This is a genomic window from Allobosea sp. GW821-FHT10B12 (assembly GCF_059415545.1).
Genome location: NZ_JBWKNL010000008.1, coordinates 97,555 through 119,202 on the forward strand (window position 1 = coordinate 97,555; position 21,648 = coordinate 119,202).

Consider the following 21,648-nt stretch of genomic DNA (forward strand, 5'->3'; position numbering starts at 1 on the left):
TACCCTTTTGGGTGAATCCAAAATGAACCGCAAATCTCTTAAGCTAAAGCGATTCTTACCGCAGCTCAGCGTATTCGAGGCAGGCGCGCCGCCTCAGGATTCCTGATTCTCGGCCGCCCAGGTGGCGAGGAAATAAGCCAGCACCAGTGCGACATAGGTGCCGATCAAAGCCGGCGAAACCGTCAGCCAGCGCGGGAAGAAGAAGCCGAGCAGCAGCTGGCTGACGGCGGCGAGCAGCCAGAGCACGCCGCCCCAGGTCGCGGTCAGCCAGAGGCCGACGCCGGCGACGAGATCGAAGACCGCGAAATAGACGGTGATCGCCTGGAAGGTCAGCGGGCGCGTCTCGAAGGCAGGGCCTGGTTCGAATACCAAACCGAGGCCGAGGATCGTCGCCCAGTGCATCAGGCCCTTGCCGATCCAGACCACCGAGAGCAGGCGCAGCAGCCAGACCAGCAGCAGCCGCCAACGAACCCGGCGCTTCACCTCACCTGTCTGGCCCGGACCGCGCAGGATCTCGCCATCGCGCAATACCGCCATCTCAGCCGCCCAGCACGAGTTCGGTTTCGCCGAGCGGGGCGAAATAGGACGCGACCGCTGCCGGATCGAGCTCCTCCAGCGTCTGCGGCCGCCAGGACGGCGCCTGGTTCTTGTCGATCACCACCGCACGCACCCCTTCATAGAAATCATGGCCGTGCGTAACGCGCGAGACGATGCGGAATTCGAGCTGCATGGCCTCGGCGAAGCTGAGCGAGCCGCCGCGGCGCATCTGCTCGAAGGCGATGGCGACGCTGGTCGGCGACTTCGCGCGGATCGTCGCGAGCGTCTTGGCGGCAAAGGCATCGCCAGCGGCCGCCCTGGCGTCCAGACGACCGAGGACATCGGACAGGGTCGCCGCGCCGAAGCAATGCGCGATCGTCGCACGCTCCGGCGCGAGCTTGCCCGGCCCGGGATCGTGAGCGAAGCGCGCCAGCGTCTCATCGACCGGCTCGGGACCGGTCAGTGCCTCGGCGAGCTCGGCCATGCGCGCCGACGGCACTGCATGCGTCGCGAGCCCGAACGCCAGCGCGTCGGCTTGGCCGACACGGTCGCCGGTCAAAGCGAGATAGGTGCCGCTGTGATCCGGCAGTCGCGGCAGGGCATAGGTCGCGCCGACATCGGGGAAGAAGCCGATGCCGACCTCGGGCATGGCGAAAAGCCAGCGCTCGCCGGCGACACGATGGTTGCCATGCAGCGAAACGCCGACGCCGCCGCCCATGACGATACCGTCGACCAATGCGACATAAGGCTTGGGATAGCTCTGGATGCGGATGTTGAGGATGTACTCCTCGCGCCAGAAGGTGAGCATCTCCTCATATTGGCCGGCCTTGCCGAGATCGTGCAGGGCGCGGATGTCGCCGCCGGCGCAGAACGCCTTCTCGCCGGCTGCGGTGATGACGATGCGGGTGACGGCGGGATCGTGCTCCCAGGCGTCGAGCGCCTTGGCCAGTTCGCGCACCATGACGAGATTGAGCGCGTTCAGCGCCTTCGGCCGGTTGAGCACGACGAAGCCGGCGCTACCGCGGATTTCACAGATGATGTCCTGATCCTGCGCCATGCCCGCCTCGACCCGATCCTTAGGCGGTTCTGGAAGGCGAGCCCGGGCTTGTCAACGCGAGTGCCGGCCCGGCCCCGTCCGGGCCTCAGCGCACGGTGACGATGCCGCGGCCGAAGCCGCCATGGGCACTGGGCAGAATCGTGCAGACCATGGCCCGGCCATGGCTCTGCTCGACCGAGCGCAGCGCCGCGACCTGCTCGGCATAACTTTCGGTGGCGCGCAGACCGGCGAGCGTGCCTTTGATCTCGCGCAAATTCCTGTCGAGCTTGTCCTGGCCGACGCGCAGGGACGGGCAATGGCGCTCGGCATAGTCGGCGGAAGCGAGCGCGCTCGCCGTCTGCGCCTTGATCGCATCGCGGCGCGTCACCTCGGCCTGCGAAGTCGTAGCGGTCAGCATTGCCGCAAGCGCAGCGAGAGCAAGAGGCCGTGGGCGCATCGCCTATCCTTTGATGACCGCGAGATCGCCCGCGCCGAGCAGGCTTGCGTCGCTCTGGTCTGCTCTCGCCGGCTGCGACCATCGTGACTGTTTTGGAATCGTTCCGATGTGTTAAAGCATCGCCGGCAAGCAAGTATCGCGTTCGAAGCGGAGGCGTCGATGGCATCCAAGGTTGTGCGCCCTTTCCCGGCACCGCAGGAGCGGAAGGCCGAGGCAGCGGCCGCCATGACGGACGCGCTCGGGCTCACCCGCCGCATGCGCCGCAACCGCAAGGCCGAGTGGTCGCGCCGGCTGGTACGCGAGAACCGCCTGACCACCGACGACCTGATCTGGCCGATCTTCCTGATCGATTCCACCGAGCCGATCTCGCCCGTCGCCTGGATGCCGGGCGTCGACCGGCTCAACATCGACGAGGCCGTGCGCCAGGCCGAAGCCGCGGCGAAGCTCGGCGTTCCCGCGATCGCGCCCTTCCCCTATGTCGACCGTGCCCTGCGCGACGAGACCGGCTCGGAAGCGCTCAACAGCCGCAATCTGATGTGCCGCGCGGTGCGCGCGATCAAGGCGGCGGTGCCGGAGATCGGCATCATCTGCGACGCGGCCCTCGACCCCTACACCTCGCATGGCCATGACGGTGTGATGGATGGCGAGACAATCCTGAACGACCCCAGCGTCGGCATACTCGTCCGGCAGGCACTGGCGCTGGCGGATGCCGGCGCCGACGTGATCGCGCCCTCCGACATGATGGACGGGCGCGTCGGCGCGATCCGCGCCGCGCTCGACGGCGACGGCCACGAGGACGTGCAAATCATGGCCTATTCGGCCAAGTACGCCTCGGCCTATTACGGCCCGTTCCGCGACGCGATCGGCACCAATGCCACGCTCATCGGCGACAAGCGCACCTACCAGATGGACCCGGCCAACAGCGACGAGGCCATCGCCGAGGTCGCGCTCGATCTCGAAGAGGGCGCCGACATGGTGATGGTCAAGCCCGGCCTGCCCTATCTCGACGTGATCGCGCGGGTGAAGGACACCTTCCGCGTGCCGACCTTCGCCTATCAGGTCTCCGGCGAGTACGCGATGATCATGGCGGCGGCCAACAACGGCTGGCTCGACGGCGACAAGGCGATGCTGGAGAGCCTGCTCGCCTTCAAGCGCGCCGGCGCCGATGGCGTGCTGACCTATTTCGCGCCGCGAGTGGCGAAGATGCTGAAGGCCATCGCCTGACCTAGCCGGCCAGGCGATAAACGGAAACGTGCGAGCGCGACTCAGCCGTGAAAAGCGCCCCGGCCCAGTCCGCGTGCCGGCTCTCCAGCACGAAGCCGGCCAGCTGAGCCATCAGGTCGAGTTCCGCCGGCCAGATGTAGCGGTGCGGCGAGCGGAACAGCTCGGCCTGCTTGCCCTCGCTGAATCTGAAATGGTGCGAGACCACCTGCTGGTTCAGCACGTCATAGGTATCGAGGCCGATATAGTCCGCCTCGGATTGCCAGACCACGGCCTGCTGTCCCGGCGGCAGCTTGCGCAGTTCGGGCACCCAGAGCTCGATCACGAAACGACCGCCGGGTGAGAGATGGCGCGCCGCATTGCGAAAGCACGCCACCTGCTGCGCCTGTGTGAGCAGGTTCGAGATCGTGTTGTAGACGAGGTAGACAAGCGTATAGCTCCCAGGAACGGTGGCGGCCGCCATGTCGCCGAGGACGACGGGGATCGTCGCTTCGTCGACCTTGGCCCGTAGCTGCGCGATCATCGCGGGCGAGAACTCGATGCCCGCCACCGGCACGTTCCGCTGGCTGAGCGGCACGGCGATGCGGCCTGTCCCGATCGCGAATTCGAGCGCCCTGCCACCCTCTGCGAGTTGCGCAAGCCGCTCGACTGCCGGCTCCAGCACGTCAGGAGAGAACATCCCGGTTCCCGGCGTGTCATAGGTCCTGGCCGCTTCAGCGTTCCAGAGCTCATCCTGCTGCATGCCAGCCATCCTGCCACCACCGTCCGATCGGGATCGGACAGCCATGACCGGATGTGCGCCGCCCCCTCGATTTATCAAGACCCGCGATTGCGCATGCGCGCAGCATCGCTGCGAGTTCCAACGCCCCGGTTCTCGCGCTAGCGTGCGCCGCGATGCGCGCCCTGCTCACGTCGATTCTGCTCTGCCTCGCGCTCGCTGCCTGCGGGCGCTTCGACACCGATCAGATCCGCGCCTGCCGGCTGGCGATCCCGGCGCTGAATCCGACGGGCACCGTCATCACCATCGAGGGCACCGGCTCAGGCCCGCGCGCCGACATCCTGCGCATCAGCTACCGGGCGCAGGCGCCGGAGGCACAGCCGCGCCGGCGCAGCATCGATTGCATCTTCGCCGGAGAAGGTACCACGCTGCAGCGCGGAGCCTTGGCAGGGCTCGCCTCCGACGGCGTGCCGATGACCGATGCGAGCTTCCTGCTGTTGCGGCGCTTCTATCTCGAATACAAGGCGGAGCCCCCGGTCGACCCGGGCGCCGTGCCGGGCGCCGACCTTCTCACTCTGTCGCCGGGCCTCGCCTACGGCCTGCAGCAAGGTCTCGCCGCCCTGCCCTCGGCCGCGATCTACGCGCTGCTCGCCAGCGCCTATGCGCTGATCTACGGGCTCAATGGCCGGATCCTGCTGACCTTCGGTGAATTCTCGGCCCTGGGAGCGCTCGCGGCCGTGGTCGGCGTGGCGCTGACATTGTCGCTCGCCGTCTCGACACCGGTCTCTGGCCTGTTCATCGCCTTCGCCGTCGCCATCGCGGTCAGTGCATTGCATGGCTTCGCCATGGGCCGTTTCGTGCTCCGCCATCTCGACAAGCGCAATGGCCAGCAGGTGCTGATCGCGACGATCGGGCTCGCCATCGCGCTCTCGGAGTATCTGCGCCTGGCGCAAGGCGCCGAACTGCGCTGGCTGCCGCCGGTGTTCAACGAGCCATTGCCGCTGGCACGGGCCGAGCAGTTCATCGTCACCGCGACGCCGGTCTCGCTCGCCATGGCCGGGCTCGGCTTCAGCGCCGCGACCTGCCTCATCCTCTACCTCGCCCGCTCGGCCTATGGCCGGGCTTGGCGCGCCGTCGCCGACGATGCCAAGACCGCCTCCCTGTTCGGGATCGACCCCGGCGCGGTGCACGACCGGGCGCTGATCATCGCCTGTGCGATCTGCGGCGCGGCCGGCGTCATCGTCACCGTGATCTATGGCGGCATGGGCTTTTCCGGTGGCTTCACGCTCGGCCTCAAGGCGCTGGTCGCCGCCGTGCTCGGCGGCATCGGCTCGGTGCCCGGCGCCTGCCTCGGCGGGCTCGTCATCGCCGCCTTCGAGGTGCTGTGGTCGGCGACAATGCCGCTCGAACAGCGCGACATCGCAGTCTATAGCTTGCTCGCCGTGACGCTGATCTTGCGCCCCGGTGGCTTCTTCGGCGACGGCGCGCTGACGCCGCGCCAAGTGTAAAACGGGGGAACAGATGGGTAGCGGCTTTTCGATCAGCTTCGCCGATATCGAGGCGGCTGCGCAGACCATCGAAGGCCATGTGCTGAGGACCCCATTGATGCCGGCGCCGCGCCTGTCGGCGCTGACCGGGGCAGAGGTCTTCGTCAAGCACGAGAACATGCAGGCGACCGCCTCCTTCAAGGAGCGCGGCGCCGTCAACAAGCTGCGCAGCCTGACGGATGACGAAAAGCGCCGCGGCGTGATCGCGATGTCGGCCGGCAACCACGCCCAGGCCGTCGCCTATCACGCCAAGCGCTTCGGCATCCCGGCGACGATCGTGATGCCGGAGACGACGCCGCTGGTGAAGATCGAGAACACGCGCGCCCATGGCGCCGAAGTCGTTCTGTTCGGCGAGACGCTCTACGAATCGGCGCAGAAGGCGCGCGAGATCGCGGCGCAGAAGAGCCTCGTCTTCGTCCACCCCTATGACGATGCCGCGGTGATGGCCGGCCAGGGCACGGTCGCACTGGAGATGCTGCGCGAGGCGCCCGAGCTCGACATGCTGCTGATTCCGCTCGGCGGCGGCGGGCTGATGGCCGGCAACGCCATCGCCGCCAAGGCACTGAAGCCGTCGATCGAGCTGATCGGCATCGAGGCAGCGCTCTACCCCTCCTTCCACAATGCCGTGCATGACGCGACGATGCCGATCGGCGGGGCGACGCTGGCCGAGGGCATCGCGGTCAAGACCGTCGGTACCCAGACGCTGCCGGTCGTGAAGGAGCTGGTCTCCGACATCGTGCTGGTCGGCGAGGACCTGATCGAACGCGCCGTCAACGCCTATGCAACCCTGCAGCACACGCTGGCGGAAGGCGCCGGCGCCGCCGGACTCGCGGCGATGCTGAAGGAGCCGGAGCGCTATCGCGGCCGCAAGGTCGGACTCGTGCTCTGTGGCGGCAATATCGACGCGCGGCTGCTGGCGGCGATCATGGTCCGCGAATTGGAGCGCGAGCAGCGCATCGCCGCCTTCCGCCTCACCGCCAGCGACCGGCCGGGCCTGCTCGGCAAGGTCGCGAGCCTGTTCGGCACGCTCGGCGCCAACATCCTCGAAGTCAGTCATGGCCGGCTCTTCCTCGACGTCCCGGCCAAGGGCGTGACGCTCGATGTTACCGTCGAGACCCGCGACGAGGCGCACACCGCCGCGATCGAGGACGCGCTGCGCCAGGAAGGCTACGCGCCGCGGCGGATCTACCCGCGTGGCCTTGCGGAACCGGGCGGCTGATCAAACATTACTGTCCGGTGGGCCATGTCGGTCCCTGAGCAATGAGGAACTCAACGTCGATGTCGAACCCGTCCTATCGCCAGCCGCCGATCGTCGCGCTGGAGGACCGGCCGCTGCAGGATACGCGCGGCGTGCTCGGCTCGCGCCTGTTCGCCTGGATCGGCGACGTCGTCGTCCTGTTCATCCTGGGCAGCATGGTCTGGTTCCTGCTCGCGATCCTCGGCATCGTCACCTTCGGCCTGACCTGGCTGCTGATGGGCGGCGCGACGATCGCCGTCGCGCTCGGCTATGCCGCCATCACCATCGGCGGCCGCAAGCAGGCGACGCTCGGCATGCGCATGGCCGGTCTCAGGGTCGAGACCGCCTCGGGCGGCCGGCCGGATGCGCTGGCGGCGGCCGTACACGCGCTGTTCTTCTACGTCGCAGCCGGCACGGTCGGCCTCTGGTTCCTCGACATCGCCTGCGGGCTGGTGCGCGAAGACCGGCGCCTCGGCCACGACCTCCTGACCGGGCTGGTGGTGGTGCGCGCCTGAAGTTTCCCGTCATGCCCGCCCTTGTGGCGAGCATCCACGTCTTGAACACCGCAATGCAGGAAGGAAGACGTGGATGGTCGGGACAAGCCCGACCATGACGACAGAGGCGGTCGGCTAGAAGCGATAGCGCAGCAGGAGCCCGATGCGCGCCAGCGGCGGGATCAGCGAGAAGAACTGCATCGCGAAGCGCGCCGGCCAGGACATCCGCGCAATCTGCGCCGCATCGTAGCCGTCGGGATCGTAGGCGGTGAGCTCCGTCACGAGCTCGAGGCCCGGAACCTGCCGCTCCAGCTCGGCGGGATCGTCGAGCGCCCAGTGCAGCACCGCGCCGGTCGCCTTGATCGAGGGCTGCAGCGCGATCAGCTTGAGGCCGAGCGGGCTATAGGCGTCGAAGACGATCTCGCCGCTGCGGCAATGCCGCACCAGCCGCTCCAGCAGCAGCGGCACCTCTTCCTCCGGCAGATAGGGCAGCAGCCCTTCGGCCACGATCATCGCCGGGCGGTCCTGCGGCAGTGCGTCGAGCCAGCCCGGCTCGGTTACCGACGAGCCGATCAGGTGATAATCGTCGCGCGCCGGATAGAGCTTGCGCCGCAGCGCGATGACGTCGGGGTAGTCGACCTCGAACCAGTCGACGCCGGCAGGCGGATCGATCCGGAAGACGCGGCTGTCGAGCCCGCAGCCGAGATGCAGCACGATCGCATTACGGTTGTCCGCGAGAAAATCGCACGTCCAGCCGTCGAATGTATGGGCGCGCATGGCAAGGCCGACCATCAAATCACGGTCGACCTTGAGCCTGGCGAAATCATAGTCGATGCGGGCTGCGGCCGCGGCGGCGAAACGATCCCGGAGCAGGGAATCGGGCAACAGGCTCTCGCCGGCCTTGGCCCAGAGCGTGATCAGCAGGGTTTCTTTTTCGCGGGTCAACGCGACCGTTTCGGTCTGCATCGCATCACCCCTGCCCTTGGGGGTCTCCGGATATCCCCGCAAGCGCAGGCTAGCATCAATCCGCGGGTTATCCCATGCGGTGCGGCCGCCATAGCCTTGCCGCTTGTTGCCGCCGCGCCGACTGCTAAACTCCCCCTCACCTCGGCGGTTCCGGAGCCTGCCTGACGTGACACGTCCCTTGCGGGATGCCCCGCAATTCTACCTGACCTCGCCAACGCCCTGCCCCTATCTGCCGGGCCGCGAGGAGCGCAAGGTGTTCACACACCTCGTTGGCGCACGGGCGCGCGACCTCAACGATGTGCTCTCGCAAGGCGGCTTCCGGCGCTCGCAGAGCATCGCCTACCGGCCGGCCTGCGAGACCTGCCGGGCCTGCATCTCGGTCAGGGTCGTGGTCGCCGATTTCCGGCCCTCGCGCACCTTCCGCAAGATCCTCTCGCGCAACAGCGACCTGATCGGCGAGGCGCTGCCGCCGCAGCCGCGCTCGGAGCATTATTCGCTGTTCCGCGGCTATCTCGACGATCGCCACCCCGAAGGCGGCATGGCGACGATGTCGGCGCTCGACTTCGCCATGATGGTCGAGGACACCCATGTCGAGACCAGCCTGATCGAATATCGCCGGCGCGGGCCCGATAGCGGCTTCACCGGTCGCGGCCAGGGCGATCTCTTCGCCTTCGCCCTGACCGACCGGCTGAGCGACGGGCTCTCCATGGTCTATTCGGTCTATGATCCTGCACTCGAAGCGCGCTCGCTCGGCACCTTCATGGTGCTCGAGCATGTCGAGCGCGCCCGCAAGCTCGGCCTGCCCTATGTCTATCTCGGCTACTGGGTCGAGGGCTCGCCGAAGATGGCCTACAAGGCCCGCTTCCTGCCGCAGGAGCGCCTGATGCCGCAGGGCTGGGAACGGGTGGGCTGACGCGGCCTCTCGCAATCGCGCATAGTCGGTCCACCAGCGCAATCTAAACGCGAAAATAGTCAGTTTCGGCAGTTTAAATCGTTTAATACGCACGCCAGCGCTGCAAAATCCGCACTTGCCCGCTGTGCCCCGCTCTGCGCAAGGTGCCGGCAAGGCCGCCGGAGCGGCCGCACCGGAGGAAATATGACGGATACGCTGACCGAGCGCCTCGAACGCTGCTACACCGGCATCATCCACGACACGATGCGCGCCATGGGGCTGAAGGACTTCACCCTGCCGCCGGCGCTGCGCCCGCTGCTGCCCGGCGTGAAGCTCGCTGGCCCGGCCTTCACCGTCGAGGGCAAGACCGGCGAATTCGACGCTCACGAGACCCTGCTCGGCTGGACCGGCCTGCTCTCGGCCGCCAAGCCCGGCCATGTCTGGGTCTGCCAGCCGAACACCGAGGAAGTCGCGCTGATGGGCGAGCTCTCGGCCGAGACGCTGAAGAACAAGGGTGTGCGCGGCTGCGTCATCGACGGGCTGTCGCGCGACACCGAATTCATGGTCGAGATGGGCTTCCAGGCCTATTTCAAGGCCTATACGCCGCGCGACATCGTCGGCGTCTGGCTGCCCAAGGCTGTCGACGAGCCGATCAAGATCGGCGAGGTCTGGATCCGGCCGGGCGACTACATCCTCGCCGACCGCGACGGCGTCGTCCGCATACCGGCGGAGATCATCGAGGAAGTGCTGGAGAAGTCCGAAACGGCGATCTCGGCCGAGAACAAGGTCCGCACCGCGATCCTCGCCGGCACCGACCCGCAGCAGGCCTATCTGCAATTCGGCAAGTTCTGATGTCCCAACACGATCCCCGCCTGATCCTGCTCGATCCGCGCGACAACGTCTTCGTCGCGCGCACCCGCCTGCCGGCGGGCGAGCCCATCGAGACCGGCACCGGTCAGGCGGTGATCGATCGCGACATCGCCCTCGCCCACAAGATCGCCCGGCGCGCCATCGCGCCCGGCGAGAAGATCCTGAAATACGGCGCGCCGATCGGCGTGGCGACGATCGCCATCGCTGCCGGCCACCATGTCCACGTCCAGAACATGAAGAGCGACTATACGCCGACCTATCATCTCGAGGACGAGCGCAAGGCGGGAGCGGCGCAATGAGCGAGCTTCAAGGCTATCTCCGCAGCGACGGCCGCAAGGGCATCCGCAACGTCGTCGCCGTCGCCTATCTGGTCGAGTGCGCCCACCATGTCGCACGCGAGATCGCCCTGCCCTGGCGCGAGCACGAGGTCCACGCCATCGGCTTTCCGGGCTGCTATCCTAACCCTTACGCCGAGCGGATGATGGAGCAGCTCTGCACCCATCCCAATGTCGGGGCGGTGCTGCTGGTCTCGCTCGGCTGCGAGAGCTTCAACAAATATGCGCTGGAGCGGGTGGTGCGCGCCACCGGCCGGCCGGTGAAGACCATCGTGATCCAGGGCACCGGCGGCACGCGCGCCTCGATCAAGGAAGGCCGCGCCTGGGTCGAAGAGCAGCGCATCGCGCTCGACACCGCCGAGACCGTGCCGATGCAGGTCAGCGAGCTGGTGATCGGCACCGTCTGCGGCGGCTCGGACGGCACCTCCGGCATCACCGGCAATCCGGCGGCCGGCCGCGCCTTCGACCAGCTCATCGCCGAAGGCGCCTCCTGCATCTTCGAGGAGACCGGCGAGCTGATCGGCTGCGAGCACATCATGGCGGCGCGCGCGATCACGCCCGAGCTCGGCGTCGAGTTGGAGAAATCGGTCGCCAAGGCGGCGCGCTACTATGCGACGCTCGGCTACGGCTCCTTCGCCGCCGGCAATGCCGAGGGCGGGCTCTCGACCATCGAGGAGAAGTCGATGGGCGCCTATGCCAAGTCGGGCGCCTCGCCGATCTCGGGCCTGCTCAAGCCCGGCGACGTGCCGCCGCGCGGCGGGCTCTATCTGCTCGACGTGGTGCCGGATGGCGAGGTTCGCTTCGGCTTCCCCAACATCAACGACAATGCCGAGATCGCCGAATTGATCGCCTGCGGCGCGCATTGCGTCTTGTTCGTCACCGGGCGCGGCTCGGTCGTCGGCTCGGCGATCTCGCCGGTGGTCAAGATCTGCGCCAATCCGGAGACCTATCGGCGGATGAGCGACGACATGGATGTCGATGCCGGCCGCATCCTCGAAGGCCGGGCGAGCCTCGACGAGGTCGGCACGGAGATCCGCGACCTTGTCGTGTCGCTGGCCCAGGGCGGGCGGACGAAGTCGGAAGAGCTCGGCCATCAGGAGTTCATCCTGACCTATAAGAGCTTCGAGCCGCTCGGCCCGGCCTGCCTGCCGGCGGCTTAGGCCTGACGATCTCGCGCGATCCTTGACCCCTACCCGGAGCCCGAACTAACCTTGGGTCATCGGGGACGGGCAGGATCAAGACCATGCCGCTCAGCTCGCCGCGCTTTTCGAACAGTGACCGGCTCAGGAAGGCTGCCGAGAACGCGCCGCCGCTGAAGCAGGGCGAGCGCGGCCAGGCCGTCGCCATCATCCAGCTCGCCCTGATCGATCTCGGCCTGGCGATGCCGAACTCGACCGGCCAGGGTCGCACCCTGCCCGACGGCATCTTCGGCCCGGAAACGGCGAGCCGGGTGCGCAGCTTCCAGACCACCAACGGACTCGTCGCCGACGCGATCGTCGGGCCGCTGACCATGGCGGCGCTGGAGCGCGCCATCATCGCGGTGAACGCCCTCAATCGCCGCGCCGAAGCCGCCAAGGCGCGCACGCACAGCGCAGCGGTTCGCTAAGATCGACGCCCCACCCGAAAACATCAGACAGTCGGATAACCGCAGGAGAAGCCATGGTTGTCGCGATCTCTCCCGGCACCGCCACAATCACCGCCAACAAGGGTGGCTCGCGTACCGACATCCATGTCGGCACCGAGCACGCTTTGCTGCACTGCACGACCAACGCCCGCCGCGCAGCCGCTGACGATCCGGCTGGGCATCCCGGCCATACAGGCCCGATGATCACCTGCACCGGCAGCGTGCTGATGTCGGGCGATCCGGCCAACCGGCAGGACAAGATCGACCTGACGACCAATTGGGAGTTCGGGATGATCCTGGTCGCCGACATCGTGGTCTACGAGGCGCATTATGCCGGGCGGATGGCCAATGAAGGCAGCATCGTCGTCAACCTCAAATCGGCCTTCGGCACCAATCCATCGCTGGACGGCGACGGCGACCTGCCGACCGTCGACGAGATGATCTTCGACCCGAGCAATCAGGTCATCACCGACCAGACCACCGGCACCAAGGGCTTCCTGGTGACCTACAAGCTCGGCGACCACCCCAACAACCCGTTTCCCCTGCGCCAGACCAACAGCAAGGTGCCTGCGCCGAACTTCCTGCACACCGCCCGGCGCGACGAAGGCTTCATCGCCTATTTCGTCGCGAGGGAGCGCGGCTCGACGGTTCACCATCTGGCGCGGATCGGCTGGCACATCATCTGGCATGGCACGCTGGGCTGGACCTCCCCCACCGCCAAGCCGACCGTCGCGATGGTGACCTCACGCATCGACATCGGCCAGCCGACCACCGACGCGGTCGACAACACCGCCTTCCCGAAATCAGCCGCCATCGCCAAGAACCCGCAGCGGCCGACCTGCAACGAGCAGGACGGCACCGCCTTCGACCGGGGCTACGGGTCGGGGGCGCGTGAGCCGGTGCGGGTCGAGTCGACCGCGCGTCCCAGCAACCTGCCGAGCAACTTCTTCCCGGCGCCGTAGCCCGCCGGCGCGGTCGATCCGTCGCTCAGCGTCCCGAGGCCGGAGCGGCAGCATCCACCACAGGAGCGGCGGGCACAGCCGGCGCGCTCCAGGAGCTCGTCCAGGTCTCGCTCAGCGTCTGCTTCGCCGTACGCAGGAACATGCGCAGATCGGTGCTCTCGCCCGGCCGGAGTGTGACGTCGACAATGGCGCGGAAGCCCTTCGCCGCGAAGTTCGGATCGATGGTCGCACGGGCGACGGTGCCGGCCGAGACCGTCGCGACCACTACGACACGCTTGGGATCGGACAGATAGTATTCGAGATCGCCGGCGTTGAAGTCGACGATGAAACGTCGCTTTGCCAATCCTGCCGCCGCGTCGAGCTCCTCGCGGGCGGCGATGCTGCTCTGGACCTGCGCCATCTTATGCAGCGTCTCGGTCGTCGACACCGTGGTGATGCGGTAGTTCAGCTCGGTCGGCTGGCCGCTCGGCAATGGCGTCTTGGGTGTCCAGCAACAGACGATGTTGTCGAATTCCTCGCCTTGGGTCGGGATTTCGATCAGGTCGACCCGGCCCTCGCCCCATTCGCCCGACGGTTCGACCCAGTAGCCGGGACGGGCATGATAATGCGCCTCCAGGTCCTGGTAGTGGCCGAATTCACGATCGCGCTGGATCAGGCCGAAGCCGCGCGGATTGCGATCATGGAAGGAGGAGATCGTCAGCGCCTGCGGATTGCGGATCGGCCGCCAGATCCATTCGCCGGCGCCGGTCTTCAGCATCAGCCCATCGGAATCGTGGACCTCGGGACGGAAATCGGTACGCTGCTCGCGGTCGCCCTCGCCGGCGAGAAACATCGAGGTCAGCGGAGCGATGCCGATGCGCTCGATCGTCCGGCGCGGCACGATCGTGGCCGTGACGGCGACGCTGGTCTGCTGGCCGGGCGTGACGACATAACGGAAAGCACCGCTGACCGAGGGTGAATCAAGCAGGGCGTAGATGACGAGATCGACGCTGTCGGGCTTCGGCTTCTCCAGCCAGAGCGCGCGAAAGAACGGAAACTCCTCGGCCTGCTCGCCGCCGACATCGAGGGCGAGCGCGCGCGCCGAGAGACCGTAGCGATGACCGCGCCCGAGGAAGCGGAAATAGCTGGCGCCGAGGAACGAAATCACCTCGTCCTGCACCTTCAGATCGTTCAGTGTCGTGGTGACGGCGAAGCCGGCGAAACCAAGCGAGAGTGGCAGCTTCTGCGGAATCTGGGCCTTGCCGTACTCGAACAGCGCCATGTTGAACGGCAGCGGGATCGCGATGCCCTCGCTGATCACATGGATCGGCACCGGCTTGTCGTGCAGGAAGCCGAGATGGAACAAGTGCAGGCGGTAGTCGGAACCGCCGTCCTGCCAGAGCGCCTTGTCCCTACGGAATCTGATCTCGCGATAGCTGTCATAGCTCAACGATTTCAGTGCTTCCGGGATGGCGGGTGCGCTCGTGTCGAACGGGCGGGCTGCGAGCTCGCGGGCCTGACGGACGACATCCTCGTAGCCGAAATTGCCGCGCCCTGGCTCAGCGGACGTGGTGTTCGGGGCAGCAGCCGGCGGACGGCCGTCCTGGGCGTGGGCGGATGGGACGAGCCCGATCGCAGCCAGGGCGACCAGCATCGCGCGGCGCGACGGTTCGGCCGCGGCTTGTCGCGAATAGTCTCCAAAGGGGGAGCTCTGCGTTCCCGACCGGCTTGTCATCACACTCCGCATTGTCGCTGGCTCGATAGGCCGCGCATGGGCGGCGATCTGCCAACGTCAGGCGGACGGCGTTGTTCCATCGGCAAGATACCCGATACGCCATTCAGGTTGCGTGGAAATCATCAACACAACCAATGATATGCACAATTGTACTGAAAGTAATGCCAATTCTTCGGTCGGCTTAAGACTAAATCAAATGGAGCGCCGTAACGTCCGGCCATTGCCGCAAACGTGATACTTCGTCGGAATCCGCGCCAATGCTCCAGAACCTCACCCGGATGCCGGCGGAGATGTCCTCCGAATCCCGACGCAAGCTCCTCAACGCCGTCACTGACCTGTTCCTGCTCGACACCGACCCGAGCGAGGAATCGAAGGAGCATTACGGCGACATCGCGCTGCGCTCGTTGCCGCATCTTGATACGCAGGGGCGCCGTGATTACGCCGATTCCGTCGCCGAGACGGAAACCTTGCCGCGCCAGGTCGCGGTATCGCTGGCGAACGATACCGACAGCGAAGTCGCGCGGCTCGTCCTCAAGCTCTCGCCGGTTCTGACCGACACCGATCTCGCCGCCATCGCCATCAGCCAGACGCAGGAGCATCTCGCGGCGATCGCCGAGCGCGCCCGCCTGTCGGAAGGCGTCACCGATATCCTGGTCGAGCGCGGCGACCAGACCGTGCTCCGCACCGTCTCCGGCAATGAAGGAGCGCAGTTCTCCGATCATGGCTTCGACCGGTTGCTGCTGCGCGGCGGCGACGATGCAGTGGTTGGCGAAGCGCTGGCGCGCCGCTCCGACCTGTCCCCCCAACGCGCCGAGCGCGTGCTGCGTATCGTCGAGCAGATGTCCGATCCCGCCGCCGAAACGAGTTCGCGCCAGACCGCAATGATGGCGCGCCAGGCGCGGCAGCAACGGCGCGAAGTCCGGCTGCTGATCGCTGACCTGCAAGCAGGAGAACGCAGCCTCGACGAGGTCGTGACCATGCTGGCGGAGGAGGATCGCGCCTTCCATCTCGCGCAGGTGATCGCGATCCGCGCCGACGTCACCAACGAGCAGGCCCTGCGCGTGCTGATGCAGCGCGATGTCAGCGGCATCGCCGTGCTGGCGCGCACGCTCGAACTCCGCAAGGACACCTTCCATGCAGTCCTGCAACTGCGCGGGCGCCGGCTCTATTTCAAGGCCAAGGACATCGAGGACGACCTCAACGACTACGCCCAACTCGACCTCGCCACCGCCGAGCGGACGATGCGCTTCCTGCGCCTGAAGACCAAGGTGGCCTGAGTCGACAGAGCATTGCGCCACAAAAGCGCGACAATCCCGCCCTCACCTGCTAAGCCATGAGCATGATCCTGGCCGCGGGCACAGCACGCATGAAGCTTCTTTCGGCCGGCGCCGCCCTGGCCGCGCTGATCGCGATCGGCACCCCGGCGCGAGCGCAGGCCTTCCTGCCGCTCTCGGGCTTCGGCATCCTGCCTTCCTTCGCCTGGTCGCAGCCGACCCTGTCGCCCGGCGGCGTCAAATGGGAAGGCTCCTATGCCCGCATCTCCAGCGGCTTCCAGGTCACCAGCTCGAAGCATTTCGGGACATCGGCCGGACCGGTGATCGGGCTCGAAGCCGGCAAGATGTGGCGCGACGGCGATTTCATCTACGGCATCTCCGGCGCGCTTGAATTCTCGCCGTCCTTCGGCGGCTATGCCAATCCGGGCTTCAACCAGGCGAGCTATACCCGCGACATCGCCGGCATCTTCCAGCTCAAGGCCGGTGTGTTCGCGACGCCCGACGTGCTGCTCTACACCACGGTCGGCCTGGCCGCGGCCAACGAGACCTTCCGCTATGGCGCAACCTCGTTCTCGGCGCCGTTCTCGCGCTCCGACATCGCCGTCAGGCCGGAGGCACGCGCCGGCATCGAATGGGCCGTGACCAACAACATCACGCTCGGACTCGAAGTCGGCGTGGTCGGATCCGCGATCCGCTGAGGAAGCGATTCAAGGCGCTGCGGGCTTGATTCAAGTTGCTGGCGGATCGATTCAGCAGATTTGCATAAGTCCTTGATCAGACGCTGGATCGCGCCGCGACCCGCGCTTTCAAGCTGTCAGATTGAGCGAGGCTGCGTGCCTGTCGGACCAGGCCCTGATCTCGCGAAAGACCGTGCCAAGATCGCGCGCTGACGGCGTCAGCTCATATTCGACGCGCGGGGGCACCTCCGGATAGATCGTGCGCTTGACGAGACCGTGCGCCTCCAGGTCGCGCAGCTGGGTCGTCAGCATGTGCTGGGTGATGCCGGGGATCGAGCGGCGCAGCTCGCCGAAGCGCAGCGTCCCTTGCCCGAGCCGCCAGAGGATTTCACCCTTCCACTTGCCGGTCAGCATGCGCATCGCCGCATGAAATTGCCCGACCGCGGCGGAACTCGGGCAAGCATCTGATTCCGCGAGGATTTCCGTATCGCCACCTGGATGGGATGGCTCAATAGTCTTGTTTTTCATACTATACCACAAATTTCATCCTACTTGTGTTTTCGATCTTACTCTCGATTTTCTCACGACGAAAGCAGTGGGCCGCCCCGCTGCAGCCCTCGGGCATTCCTCGGAGACATCGATGTCAATGACTGAAGTTCCAGAGGCGCCGCGTTGGCGCCGGTTCGGGCTATGGGGCGTCAAGGCGCTGCTCGCCGCCGTCTTCGCCACTGCAGGTGGAGCCAAGCTCGCCGGCGTGCAGCCGATGATCGATGTCTTCGACGCGATCGGTGTCGGGCAATGGTTCCGCTATCTGACCGGTGCGATCGAGTTCGCTGGCGCTGCCGCGCTGCTCCTGCCCGCGCTCGCCGGTTTTGCCGCCCTGCTGCTGGCGGCCACCATGGTCGGCGCCACCCTGGCGCATCTCACGATCCTGCCCGGCTCACCGCTCCCCGCCATGATCCTGCTCGGGCTGTGCCTGCTGGTCGCCAGCGCACATCGGAGCACGATCAAGGCCGCGGTCAGGTCCGCGCTTCTTGGGCAAGACTGAGCCCGCCTGGCTCGCACTATCCCCGCACGATCACCCGGAGCAATTCATGTCGCGCCTGATCACCATCGCACTGCTGGCATTTGCCCTGTCGGCCTGCCATACGACCGATCTCGGCCGCTCCGTCGGCTGGCCCACGCCGCAGCGCACCGTCAGATAGCGTGTCGCAACTGGTCGCCTTTCGCCCGGCTCACCCCCCGAACTTGTTGTTCTTCGGGAAGCCCTTGGGCGGCAGGCGGCCGGCCTCGGCGCGGTGGCCGAGCCATTCGATCAGCTCGGCCTGCGCCACCGTCCAGGTCCGGCCGGAGGTGTCGAGCCAGGTCAACCCGTCCTCCAGCTTGAACACCTTGGCGTCCGAGAGACCGCCATCCTTGTAGCGCTGCAGCTTGACGCCCTTGCCGCGGCTCATCTCCGCCACTTCCGAGATCGGGAAGCAGAGCAGCTTGCGGTTCTGGCCGATGATCGCGACATGGTCGCCCTCGGCCGGCACGACCAGCATCGCCTCGACCGGTGCGTCGACATTGAGCACCTGCTTGCCCTTGCGGGTATTGGCGATGACGTCGTCGGTGCCGACGACGAAGCCACGCCCCTCGGTTGTAGCGGCAAGGAGCTTCAGGCCGGCCCTGTAGGGGAAGGCCGCGACGATCTCGGCGCTCTCCTCCAGCTCGATCATCAGCCGGATCGGATCGCCGAAGCCGCGCCCGCCCGGCAGCTTCGAGGCCTCCAGTGTGAAGACCTTGCCGTTGGTCGCCACAACGAGGATCTTCGCGGTGGTCTCGCTGAAGAAGGCGGTGCGCAGGCCGTCATCGCCCTTGAAGGACAGGGTCGAGAGGTCCTGGACATGGCCCTTCAGCGCCCGGATCCAACCCTTCTTCGAGATCACCACCGTCACCGGCTCGCGCTCGACCATGGCCTGGGTCAGGTCGATATCGGCGGTGTCTGGCATGTCGGCGAAGCTGGTGCGGCGCTTGCCGATCGCCGTCTCCGGGCCGAACAGCTTCTTCACCTCACGGATGTCCCAGGAGATGGTCTTCCACTGCTGCGCCTCGGAGGCGAGGAGGCCCTCGATCTGGCCCTTCTCCTGGGTCAGTTCGTCGAATTCGGTCTTGAGCTGCATCTCCTCCAGCTTGCGCAAGGCGCGCAGGCGGGTGTCGAGGATGGCATTGGCCTGGACCTCGTTGAGCGCGAAGACCTTCATCAGCTCGAGCTTGGGCTCGTCCTCCTCGCGGATGATTTTGATCACCCGGTCGAGGTCGAGATAGACGATCAACAGGCCGGCGAGGATTTCGAGGCGCTTCTCGATCTGGCCGAGGCGGAAGCGCGAGCGCCGCTGCAAGACTTCGCGGCGATGGTCGAGCCAGGCCCGCAGCGCTTCAGCCAGGCTGAGCACGCGCGGCACCACGCCGCCGGTCAGCACGTTCATGTTCATCGGAATGCGCGCTTCCAGCTCGGAGAGCTTGAACAGCGATTCCATCATCAGGTTGGCGTCGACATTGCGAGCGCGCGGCTCGATGACGACGCGGATGTCTTCCGCGGATTCGTCGCGCAGGTCGGCGACCAATGGCAGCTTCCGCTCGTTGAGCAGCTCGGCGATCTTCTCGATCAGCCGACCCTTCGAAACCCCGTAAGGAATCTCGGTGACGACGACGAACCAGGTGCCGCGGCCCTGGTCCTCGACATGCCAGCGCGCCCTTGTGCGGAAGGCGCCGCGGCCGGTCCGGTAGGTCTCGACCATCGAGGAGCGCGACTCGACGATGATGCCGCCGGTCGGGAAGTCGGGTCCCGGCACGAAGGTCATCAACTGCTCTGACGTCGTCTCCGGGTGCTGGATCAGATAGAGCGCCGCGTCGCAGAGCTCGGCAGCGTTGTGCGGCGGGATCGAGGTCGCCATGCCGACGGCGATGCCCTGCGAGCCGTTGGCGAGCAGGTTCGGGAAGGCGGCCGGGAGCACCATCGGCTCCTCGTCCTCGCCATTATAGGTTTCGCGGAAATCGACCGCATCCTCCTCGATCCCGTCGAGCAGGAGGCGCGCGACCTCGGTCATGCGCGCTTCGGTGTAGCGGTAGGCGGCGGCGTTATCGCCATCGATATTGCCGAAATTGCCCTGGCCGTCGACGAGCGGATAGCGCTGGGCGAAGTCCTGCGCGAGACGCACCAGCGCATCATAGACCGACTGGTCGCCATGCGGGTGGAACTTACCGATGACGTCGCCGACGATGCGGGCGCATTTCTTGTGGACCTGGCCGGGATCGAGCCGGAGCAGGCGCATGGCGTGCAGGATGCGGCGATGGACGGGCTTCAAACCGTCGCGCGCATCCGGCAGGGCGCGATGCATGATCGTCGAGAGCGCATAGGCGAGATAGCGCTCCTCGAGAGCGCTCTTCAGATCGACGCGTTCGGCTTCCTCCTCCGGAGGCGGCTCGACGGGCTTGCCCATGCTTCTCTACCAACCTAGTTCGACACGCGGCCCATGCTTTAGGCCGACACGGGTCCAGACCTCACGAGACGAGGGAATAAGGGCCCGAATCACTTGATGCAACGATGCAACCGCGATGCAAGCGACGCAAAGCGCCAGCGCCGGAAAATCCGCGGAAATCAGTGGATTCTCGCTGCCAGTTCCAGCAGGCGCGCCCGCTCGGGCGGCTCCAGCAGGCCGCGCGGCTCGTAGAGGTCGCGGCGCAGGAAGAAGCCGGTGAGCGCAAAGCCCGCGGCGATCTCCGCCGGAGCCGGCTGGCGCGCGCCCTGCCCCTCGCTGAGGAAGGGCGGCAGGTTGAGGAGCCGGTCGAGATAGGGCTCGGCGGCCTTGCGGCTCACCGCCTTGCCCGATTTCGGCGAGACATGGGTGAGGTCTTCGCGCAAGCCCGAGACGGCGCAGCGTTCGAGCGAGAGCCCGTAGCCGAGTTCGGAGAGCATGGCGAGCTCGAAGCGCACCATCAGCGCCGGGGCGATCGCGATCTCGTCGAGATGGGCGAGCAGCACCGAAAGGCCTTCATAGAGGCCGGGATGCGGATCGCGCTCCGGCAGCAAGCGCAGCAGGCCCGCGACATTGGCGAGCCCGTAGAGCGCGACCGGCTGGGCCATCAAACGCGCCGCGTGCGAGGTCAGGAGCTCGACCTTGTACTCGCCGAGATGCTCGTCGAGGCGGGCCCGCCAGGTCAGCGCGACAAGATTGCCGGGCTGCAGCACCGGCTGCTGCTTGCTGGAGCGGCCGCCACGGACGAGGCCGAGATGGCGGCCATGGTCACGCGTCATCGCCTCCAGGATCACGGCGTTCTCGCCATGACGCCTGACGCCGATGATCGTGCCCTCGTCGCTCCATTCCATCAGGGAGAGTTATGGGCATCCGGGGTGGTGTTTCCAGTGCCTGCGCGCACAACGTTGTCAGCAGAAGCGCGGGATCCCCTCTCCTGGAAGGAGAGGGGTAGGGGTGAGGTGTTCGGGAGGGTGATCGTGAGCCTGAACCCGACCGCGCGATCAGCGCTCGCGCCACTGGTCCAATCCCCTACACCTCACCCTGCCCTCTCCTTCCAGGAGAGGGTTCCCCGCGCCCTCTCCCCGGCTCACGCCACGTATTGCGCGATCCCTCCCCCAAACGACCAGTCCTCGCGCTTGACCTCGACGAGGTTGATGAAGATGTCGTCGGGCTTCAGCCCCGGCTCCTTCTGCAGGTTCTCGGCGATGGCGGCATAGAGCGCCTTCTTCTGGCTGACGCCGCGGGTGTTGGCGACGGTAAGCTGGATGATCACCAGCGCGTCGCTGCGGTTGAAGCCGAAATAGTTGTTGTCGAAGATGAACTCCTCGGCCTCATGCTGATGCACGACGGCGAAGAGGTCGTTCTCCGGCACCTCGAAGGTGGCGCGCAGGGCACGATAGACACCGTCGACGATTGCGGCGGGATGCGAAGCCGGGCGGCCGCGACGCATCGAAATCCGGATCAGAGGCATGATGGGCTCCATGAAGCGAGGGGCGGTCTCTGCCGCCGACACCCTGAAACTAGGCTTGAAACCACAATCTGAAAACCGTATCTTTGATGATATCAATG

General features: G+C 66.5%; 23 protein-coding genes. 13 read left to right on the plus strand and 10 right to left on the minus strand.

Going from position 1 to position 21,648, the window contains the following annotated elements; genetic code table 11:
• Positions 1–93: 93 nt before the first annotated feature.
• The 3 genes from AC07O0_RS24220 to AC07O0_RS24230 all read right to left on the minus strand — a co-directional run bounded on the left by AC07O0_RS24220 (position 94) and on the right by AC07O0_RS24230 (position 2,030).
• Positions 94–537 (minus strand): DUF6163 family protein, encoded by a 444-nt coding sequence (locus AC07O0_RS24220; RefSeq protein ID WP_454029576.1) that lies wholly within the window; start codon positions 535–537, stop codon positions 94–96.
• A 1-nt stretch (position 538) separates the two neighbouring features.
• Positions 539–1,594, minus strand: coding sequence for an enoyl-CoA hydratase/isomerase family protein (locus AC07O0_RS24225; RefSeq protein WP_494626465.1), 1,056 nt, complete (start codon positions 1,592–1,594; stop codon positions 539–541).
• Between the two features lie 85 nt (positions 1,595–1,679).
• A complete protein-coding gene (locus tag AC07O0_RS24230) occupies positions 1,680–2,030 on the minus strand; it encodes a hypothetical protein (protein ID WP_494626467.1) in 351 nt (116 codons plus the stop codon).
• 159 nt (positions 2,031–2,189) lie between these two features.
• Here AC07O0_RS24230 and hemB point away from each other — a divergent pair, with 159 nt between their 5' ends.
• Entirely contained in the window at positions 2,190–3,254 is a 1,065-nt protein-coding gene (hemB, locus tag AC07O0_RS24235) for a porphobilinogen synthase (protein ID WP_494626469.1), read from the plus strand.
• Position 3,255: 1 nt separating this feature from the next.
• Here the strand turns inward: hemB and AC07O0_RS24240 are convergent, their stop codons facing one another.
• On the minus strand, positions 3,256–3,993 hold the full coding sequence (locus AC07O0_RS24240) for a class I SAM-dependent methyltransferase (protein WP_494626471.1): 738 nt from the start codon (positions 3,991–3,993) through the stop codon (positions 3,256–3,258).
• Between the two features lie 152 nt (positions 3,994–4,145).
• Here AC07O0_RS24240 and AC07O0_RS24245 point away from each other — a divergent pair, with 152 nt between their 5' ends.
• From AC07O0_RS24245 to AC07O0_RS24255, 3 genes are read left to right on the plus strand one after another with little or no spacing between them, the layout of a single operon-like run.
• Complete coding sequence (locus AC07O0_RS24245; RefSeq protein ID WP_494626473.1) at positions 4,146–5,477, plus strand: branched-chain amino acid ABC transporter permease; 1,332 nt, start codon at positions 4,146–4,148, stop codon at positions 5,475–5,477.
• Positions 5,478–5,490: 13 nt separating this feature from the next.
• The gene (locus AC07O0_RS24250) at positions 5,491–6,735 is read left to right on the plus strand and encodes a threonine ammonia-lyase (protein ID WP_494626474.1); all 1,245 of its coding nucleotides are present in this window, start codon (positions 5,491–5,493) and stop codon (positions 6,733–6,735) included.
• A 59-nt stretch (positions 6,736–6,794) separates the two neighbouring features.
• On the plus strand, positions 6,795–7,268 hold the full coding sequence (locus tag AC07O0_RS24255; RefSeq protein ID WP_494626476.1) for an RDD family protein: 474 nt from the start codon (positions 6,795–6,797) through the stop codon (positions 7,266–7,268).
• Positions 7,269–7,382: 114 nt separating this feature from the next.
• On the opposite strand, the gene AC07O0_RS24260 is transcribed toward AC07O0_RS24255, so the two are convergent.
• Positions 7,383–8,213, minus strand: coding sequence for a class I SAM-dependent methyltransferase (locus AC07O0_RS24260; protein ID WP_494626478.1), 831 nt, complete (start codon positions 8,211–8,213; stop codon positions 7,383–7,385).
• 166 nt (positions 8,214–8,379) lie between these two features.
• Here AC07O0_RS24260 and AC07O0_RS24265 point away from each other — a divergent pair, with 166 nt between their 5' ends.
• The 6 genes from AC07O0_RS24265 (at position 8,380) to AC07O0_RS24290 (ending at position 12,896) form a co-directional block, all read left to right on the plus strand.
• A complete protein-coding gene (locus tag AC07O0_RS24265; protein WP_454029567.1) occupies positions 8,380–9,126 on the plus strand; it encodes an arginyltransferase in 747 nt (248 codons plus the stop codon).
• A gap of 183 nt (positions 9,127–9,309) precedes the next feature.
• Entirely contained in the window at positions 9,310–9,957 is a 648-nt protein-coding gene (locus tag AC07O0_RS24270) for an RraA family protein (protein WP_092158727.1), read from the plus strand.
• Positions 9,957–10,274 (plus strand): UxaA family hydrolase, encoded by a 318-nt coding sequence (locus AC07O0_RS24275; RefSeq protein ID WP_427361572.1) that lies wholly within the window; start codon positions 9,957–9,959, stop codon positions 10,272–10,274. The genes AC07O0_RS24270 and AC07O0_RS24275 overlap by 1 nt, the downstream gene beginning before the upstream one ends.
• Complete coding sequence (locus AC07O0_RS24280; RefSeq protein WP_494626481.1) at positions 10,271–11,470, plus strand: UxaA family hydrolase; 1,200 nt, start codon at positions 10,271–10,273, stop codon at positions 11,468–11,470. Before AC07O0_RS24275 ends, AC07O0_RS24280 begins: the two co-directional genes overlap by 4 nt.
• 83 nt (positions 11,471–11,553) lie before the next feature.
• The gene (locus AC07O0_RS24285; RefSeq protein WP_494626482.1) at positions 11,554–11,916 is read left to right on the plus strand and encodes a peptidoglycan-binding domain-containing protein; all 363 of its coding nucleotides are present in this window, start codon (positions 11,554–11,556) and stop codon (positions 11,914–11,916) included.
• A 53-nt stretch (positions 11,917–11,969) separates the two neighbouring features.
• Positions 11,970–12,896 carry a hypothetical protein gene (locus tag AC07O0_RS24290; protein ID WP_494626484.1) on the plus strand — a complete coding sequence of 309 codons (927 nt, stop codon included), beginning with the start codon at positions 11,970–11,972 and terminating at the stop codon, positions 12,894–12,896.
• 25 nt (positions 12,897–12,921) lie between these two features.
• Here the strand turns inward: AC07O0_RS24290 and AC07O0_RS24295 are convergent, their stop codons facing one another.
• On the minus strand, positions 12,922–14,529 hold the full coding sequence (locus AC07O0_RS24295; RefSeq protein ID WP_494626486.1) for an OpgD/OpgG family glucan biosynthesis protein: 1,608 nt from the start codon (positions 14,527–14,529) through the stop codon (positions 12,922–12,924).
• A 371-nt stretch (positions 14,530–14,900) separates the two neighbouring features.
• Between AC07O0_RS24295 and AC07O0_RS24300 the strand changes: the two genes are divergently transcribed.
• Positions 14,901–15,887 carry a DUF2336 domain-containing protein gene (locus tag AC07O0_RS24300; protein WP_494626488.1) on the plus strand — a complete coding sequence of 329 codons (987 nt, stop codon included), beginning with the start codon at positions 14,901–14,903 and terminating at the stop codon, positions 15,885–15,887.
• An 89-nt stretch (positions 15,888–15,976) separates the two neighbouring features.
• The gene (locus tag AC07O0_RS24305; RefSeq protein ID WP_494626489.1) at positions 15,977–16,582 is read left to right on the plus strand and encodes an outer membrane protein; all 606 of its coding nucleotides are present in this window, start codon (positions 15,977–15,979) and stop codon (positions 16,580–16,582) included.
• A 108-nt stretch (positions 16,583–16,690) separates the two neighbouring features.
• Here the strand turns inward: AC07O0_RS24305 and AC07O0_RS24310 are convergent, their stop codons facing one another.
• Positions 16,691–16,975: a winged helix-turn-helix transcriptional regulator gene (locus AC07O0_RS24310; RefSeq protein ID WP_494626491.1), complete on the minus strand. Its 285-nt coding sequence runs from the start codon at positions 16,973–16,975 to the stop codon at positions 16,691–16,693.
• A gap of 232 nt (positions 16,976–17,207) precedes the next feature.
• Between AC07O0_RS24310 and AC07O0_RS24315 the strand changes: the two genes are divergently transcribed.
• Positions 17,208–17,609, plus strand: a complete 402-nt coding sequence (locus AC07O0_RS24315; RefSeq protein WP_494626493.1) for a DoxX family protein — start codon at positions 17,208–17,210, stop codon at positions 17,607–17,609.
• Positions 17,610–17,796: 187 nt separating this feature from the next.
• On the opposite strand, the gene parC is transcribed toward AC07O0_RS24315, so the two are convergent.
• From parC to AC07O0_RS24330, 3 genes are all read right to left on the minus strand, one after another.
• Complete coding sequence (gene parC, locus AC07O0_RS24320) at positions 17,797–20,043, minus strand: DNA topoisomerase IV subunit A (protein WP_494626494.1); 2,247 nt, start codon at positions 20,041–20,043, stop codon at positions 17,797–17,799.
• 158 nt (positions 20,044–20,201) lie between these two features.
• Positions 20,202–20,930, minus strand: coding sequence for a DNA repair protein RecO (gene recO, locus AC07O0_RS24325; RefSeq protein ID WP_494626496.1), 729 nt, complete (start codon positions 20,928–20,930; stop codon positions 20,202–20,204).
• A gap of 236 nt (positions 20,931–21,166) precedes the next feature.
• Positions 21,167–21,550 (minus strand): tautomerase family protein, encoded by a 384-nt coding sequence (locus AC07O0_RS24330; RefSeq protein WP_494626498.1) that lies wholly within the window; start codon positions 21,548–21,550, stop codon positions 21,167–21,169.
• Positions 21,551–21,648 lie beyond the last annotated feature (98 nt).

Bases quoted from the DNA above. Each gene is read 5' to 3' on its own strand.
- AC07O0_RS24220 (WP_454029576.1), bottom strand. From the start codon at position 537: ATGGCGGTATTGCGCGATGGCGAGATCCTGCGCGGTCCGGGCCAGACA.
- AC07O0_RS24230 (WP_494626467.1), bottom strand. From the start codon at position 2,030: ATGCGCCCACGGCCTCTTGCTCTCGCTGCGCTTGCGGCAATGCTGACC.
- AC07O0_RS24300 (WP_494626488.1), top strand. From the start codon at position 14,901: ATGTCCTCCGAATCCCGACGCAAGCTCCTCAACGCCGTCACTGACCTG.
- AC07O0_RS24250 (WP_494626474.1), top strand. From the start codon at position 5,491: ATGGGTAGCGGCTTTTCGATCAGCTTCGCCGATATCGAGGCGGCTGCG.
- AC07O0_RS24305 (WP_494626489.1), top strand. From the start codon at position 15,977: ATGAAGCTTCTTTCGGCCGGCGCCGCCCTGGCCGCGCTGATCGCGATC.
- hemB (WP_494626469.1), top strand. From the start codon at position 2,190: ATGGCATCCAAGGTTGTGCGCCCTTTCCCGGCACCGCAGGAGCGGAAG.
- AC07O0_RS24260 (WP_494626478.1), bottom strand. From the start codon at position 8,213: ATGCAGACCGAAACGGTCGCGTTGACCCGCGAAAAAGAAACCCTGCTG.
- AC07O0_RS24225 (WP_494626465.1), bottom strand. From the start codon at position 1,594: ATGGCGCAGGATCAGGACATCATCTGTGAAATCCGCGGTAGCGCCGGC.
- AC07O0_RS24295 (WP_494626486.1), bottom strand. From the start codon at position 14,529: ATGCTGGTCGCCCTGGCTGCGATCGGGCTCGTCCCATCCGCCCACGCC.
- AC07O0_RS24245 (WP_494626473.1), top strand. From the start codon at position 4,146: ATGCGCGCCCTGCTCACGTCGATTCTGCTCTGCCTCGCGCTCGCTGCC.
- AC07O0_RS24285 (WP_494626482.1), top strand. From the start codon at position 11,554: ATGCCGCTCAGCTCGCCGCGCTTTTCGAACAGTGACCGGCTCAGGAAG.
- parC (WP_494626494.1), bottom strand. From the start codon at position 20,043: ATGGGCAAGCCCGTCGAGCCGCCTCCGGAGGAGGAAGCCGAACGCGTC.
- AC07O0_RS24270 (WP_092158727.1), top strand. From the start codon at position 9,310: ATGACGGATACGCTGACCGAGCGCCTCGAACGCTGCTACACCGGCATC.
- AC07O0_RS24255 (WP_494626476.1), top strand. From the start codon at position 6,795: ATGTCGAACCCGTCCTATCGCCAGCCGCCGATCGTCGCGCTGGAGGAC.
- AC07O0_RS24310 (WP_494626491.1), bottom strand. From the start codon at position 16,975: ATGCTGACCGGCAAGTGGAAGGGTGAAATCCTCTGGCGGCTCGGGCAA.
- AC07O0_RS24280 (WP_494626481.1), top strand. From the start codon at position 10,271: ATGAGCGAGCTTCAAGGCTATCTCCGCAGCGACGGCCGCAAGGGCATC.
- AC07O0_RS24330 (WP_494626498.1), bottom strand. From the start codon at position 21,550: ATGCCTCTGATCCGGATTTCGATGCGTCGCGGCCGCCCGGCTTCGCAT.
- AC07O0_RS24275 (WP_427361572.1), top strand. From the start codon at position 9,957: ATGTCCCAACACGATCCCCGCCTGATCCTGCTCGATCCGCGCGACAAC.
- AC07O0_RS24290 (WP_494626484.1), top strand. From the start codon at position 11,970: ATGGTTGTCGCGATCTCTCCCGGCACCGCCACAATCACCGCCAACAAG.
- AC07O0_RS24315 (WP_494626493.1), top strand. From the start codon at position 17,208: ATGACTGAAGTTCCAGAGGCGCCGCGTTGGCGCCGGTTCGGGCTATGG.
- AC07O0_RS24240 (WP_494626471.1), bottom strand. From the start codon at position 3,993: ATGCAGCAGGATGAGCTCTGGAACGCTGAAGCGGCCAGGACCTATGAC.
- recO (WP_494626496.1), bottom strand. From the start codon at position 20,930: ATGGAATGGAGCGACGAGGGCACGATCATCGGCGTCAGGCGTCATGGC.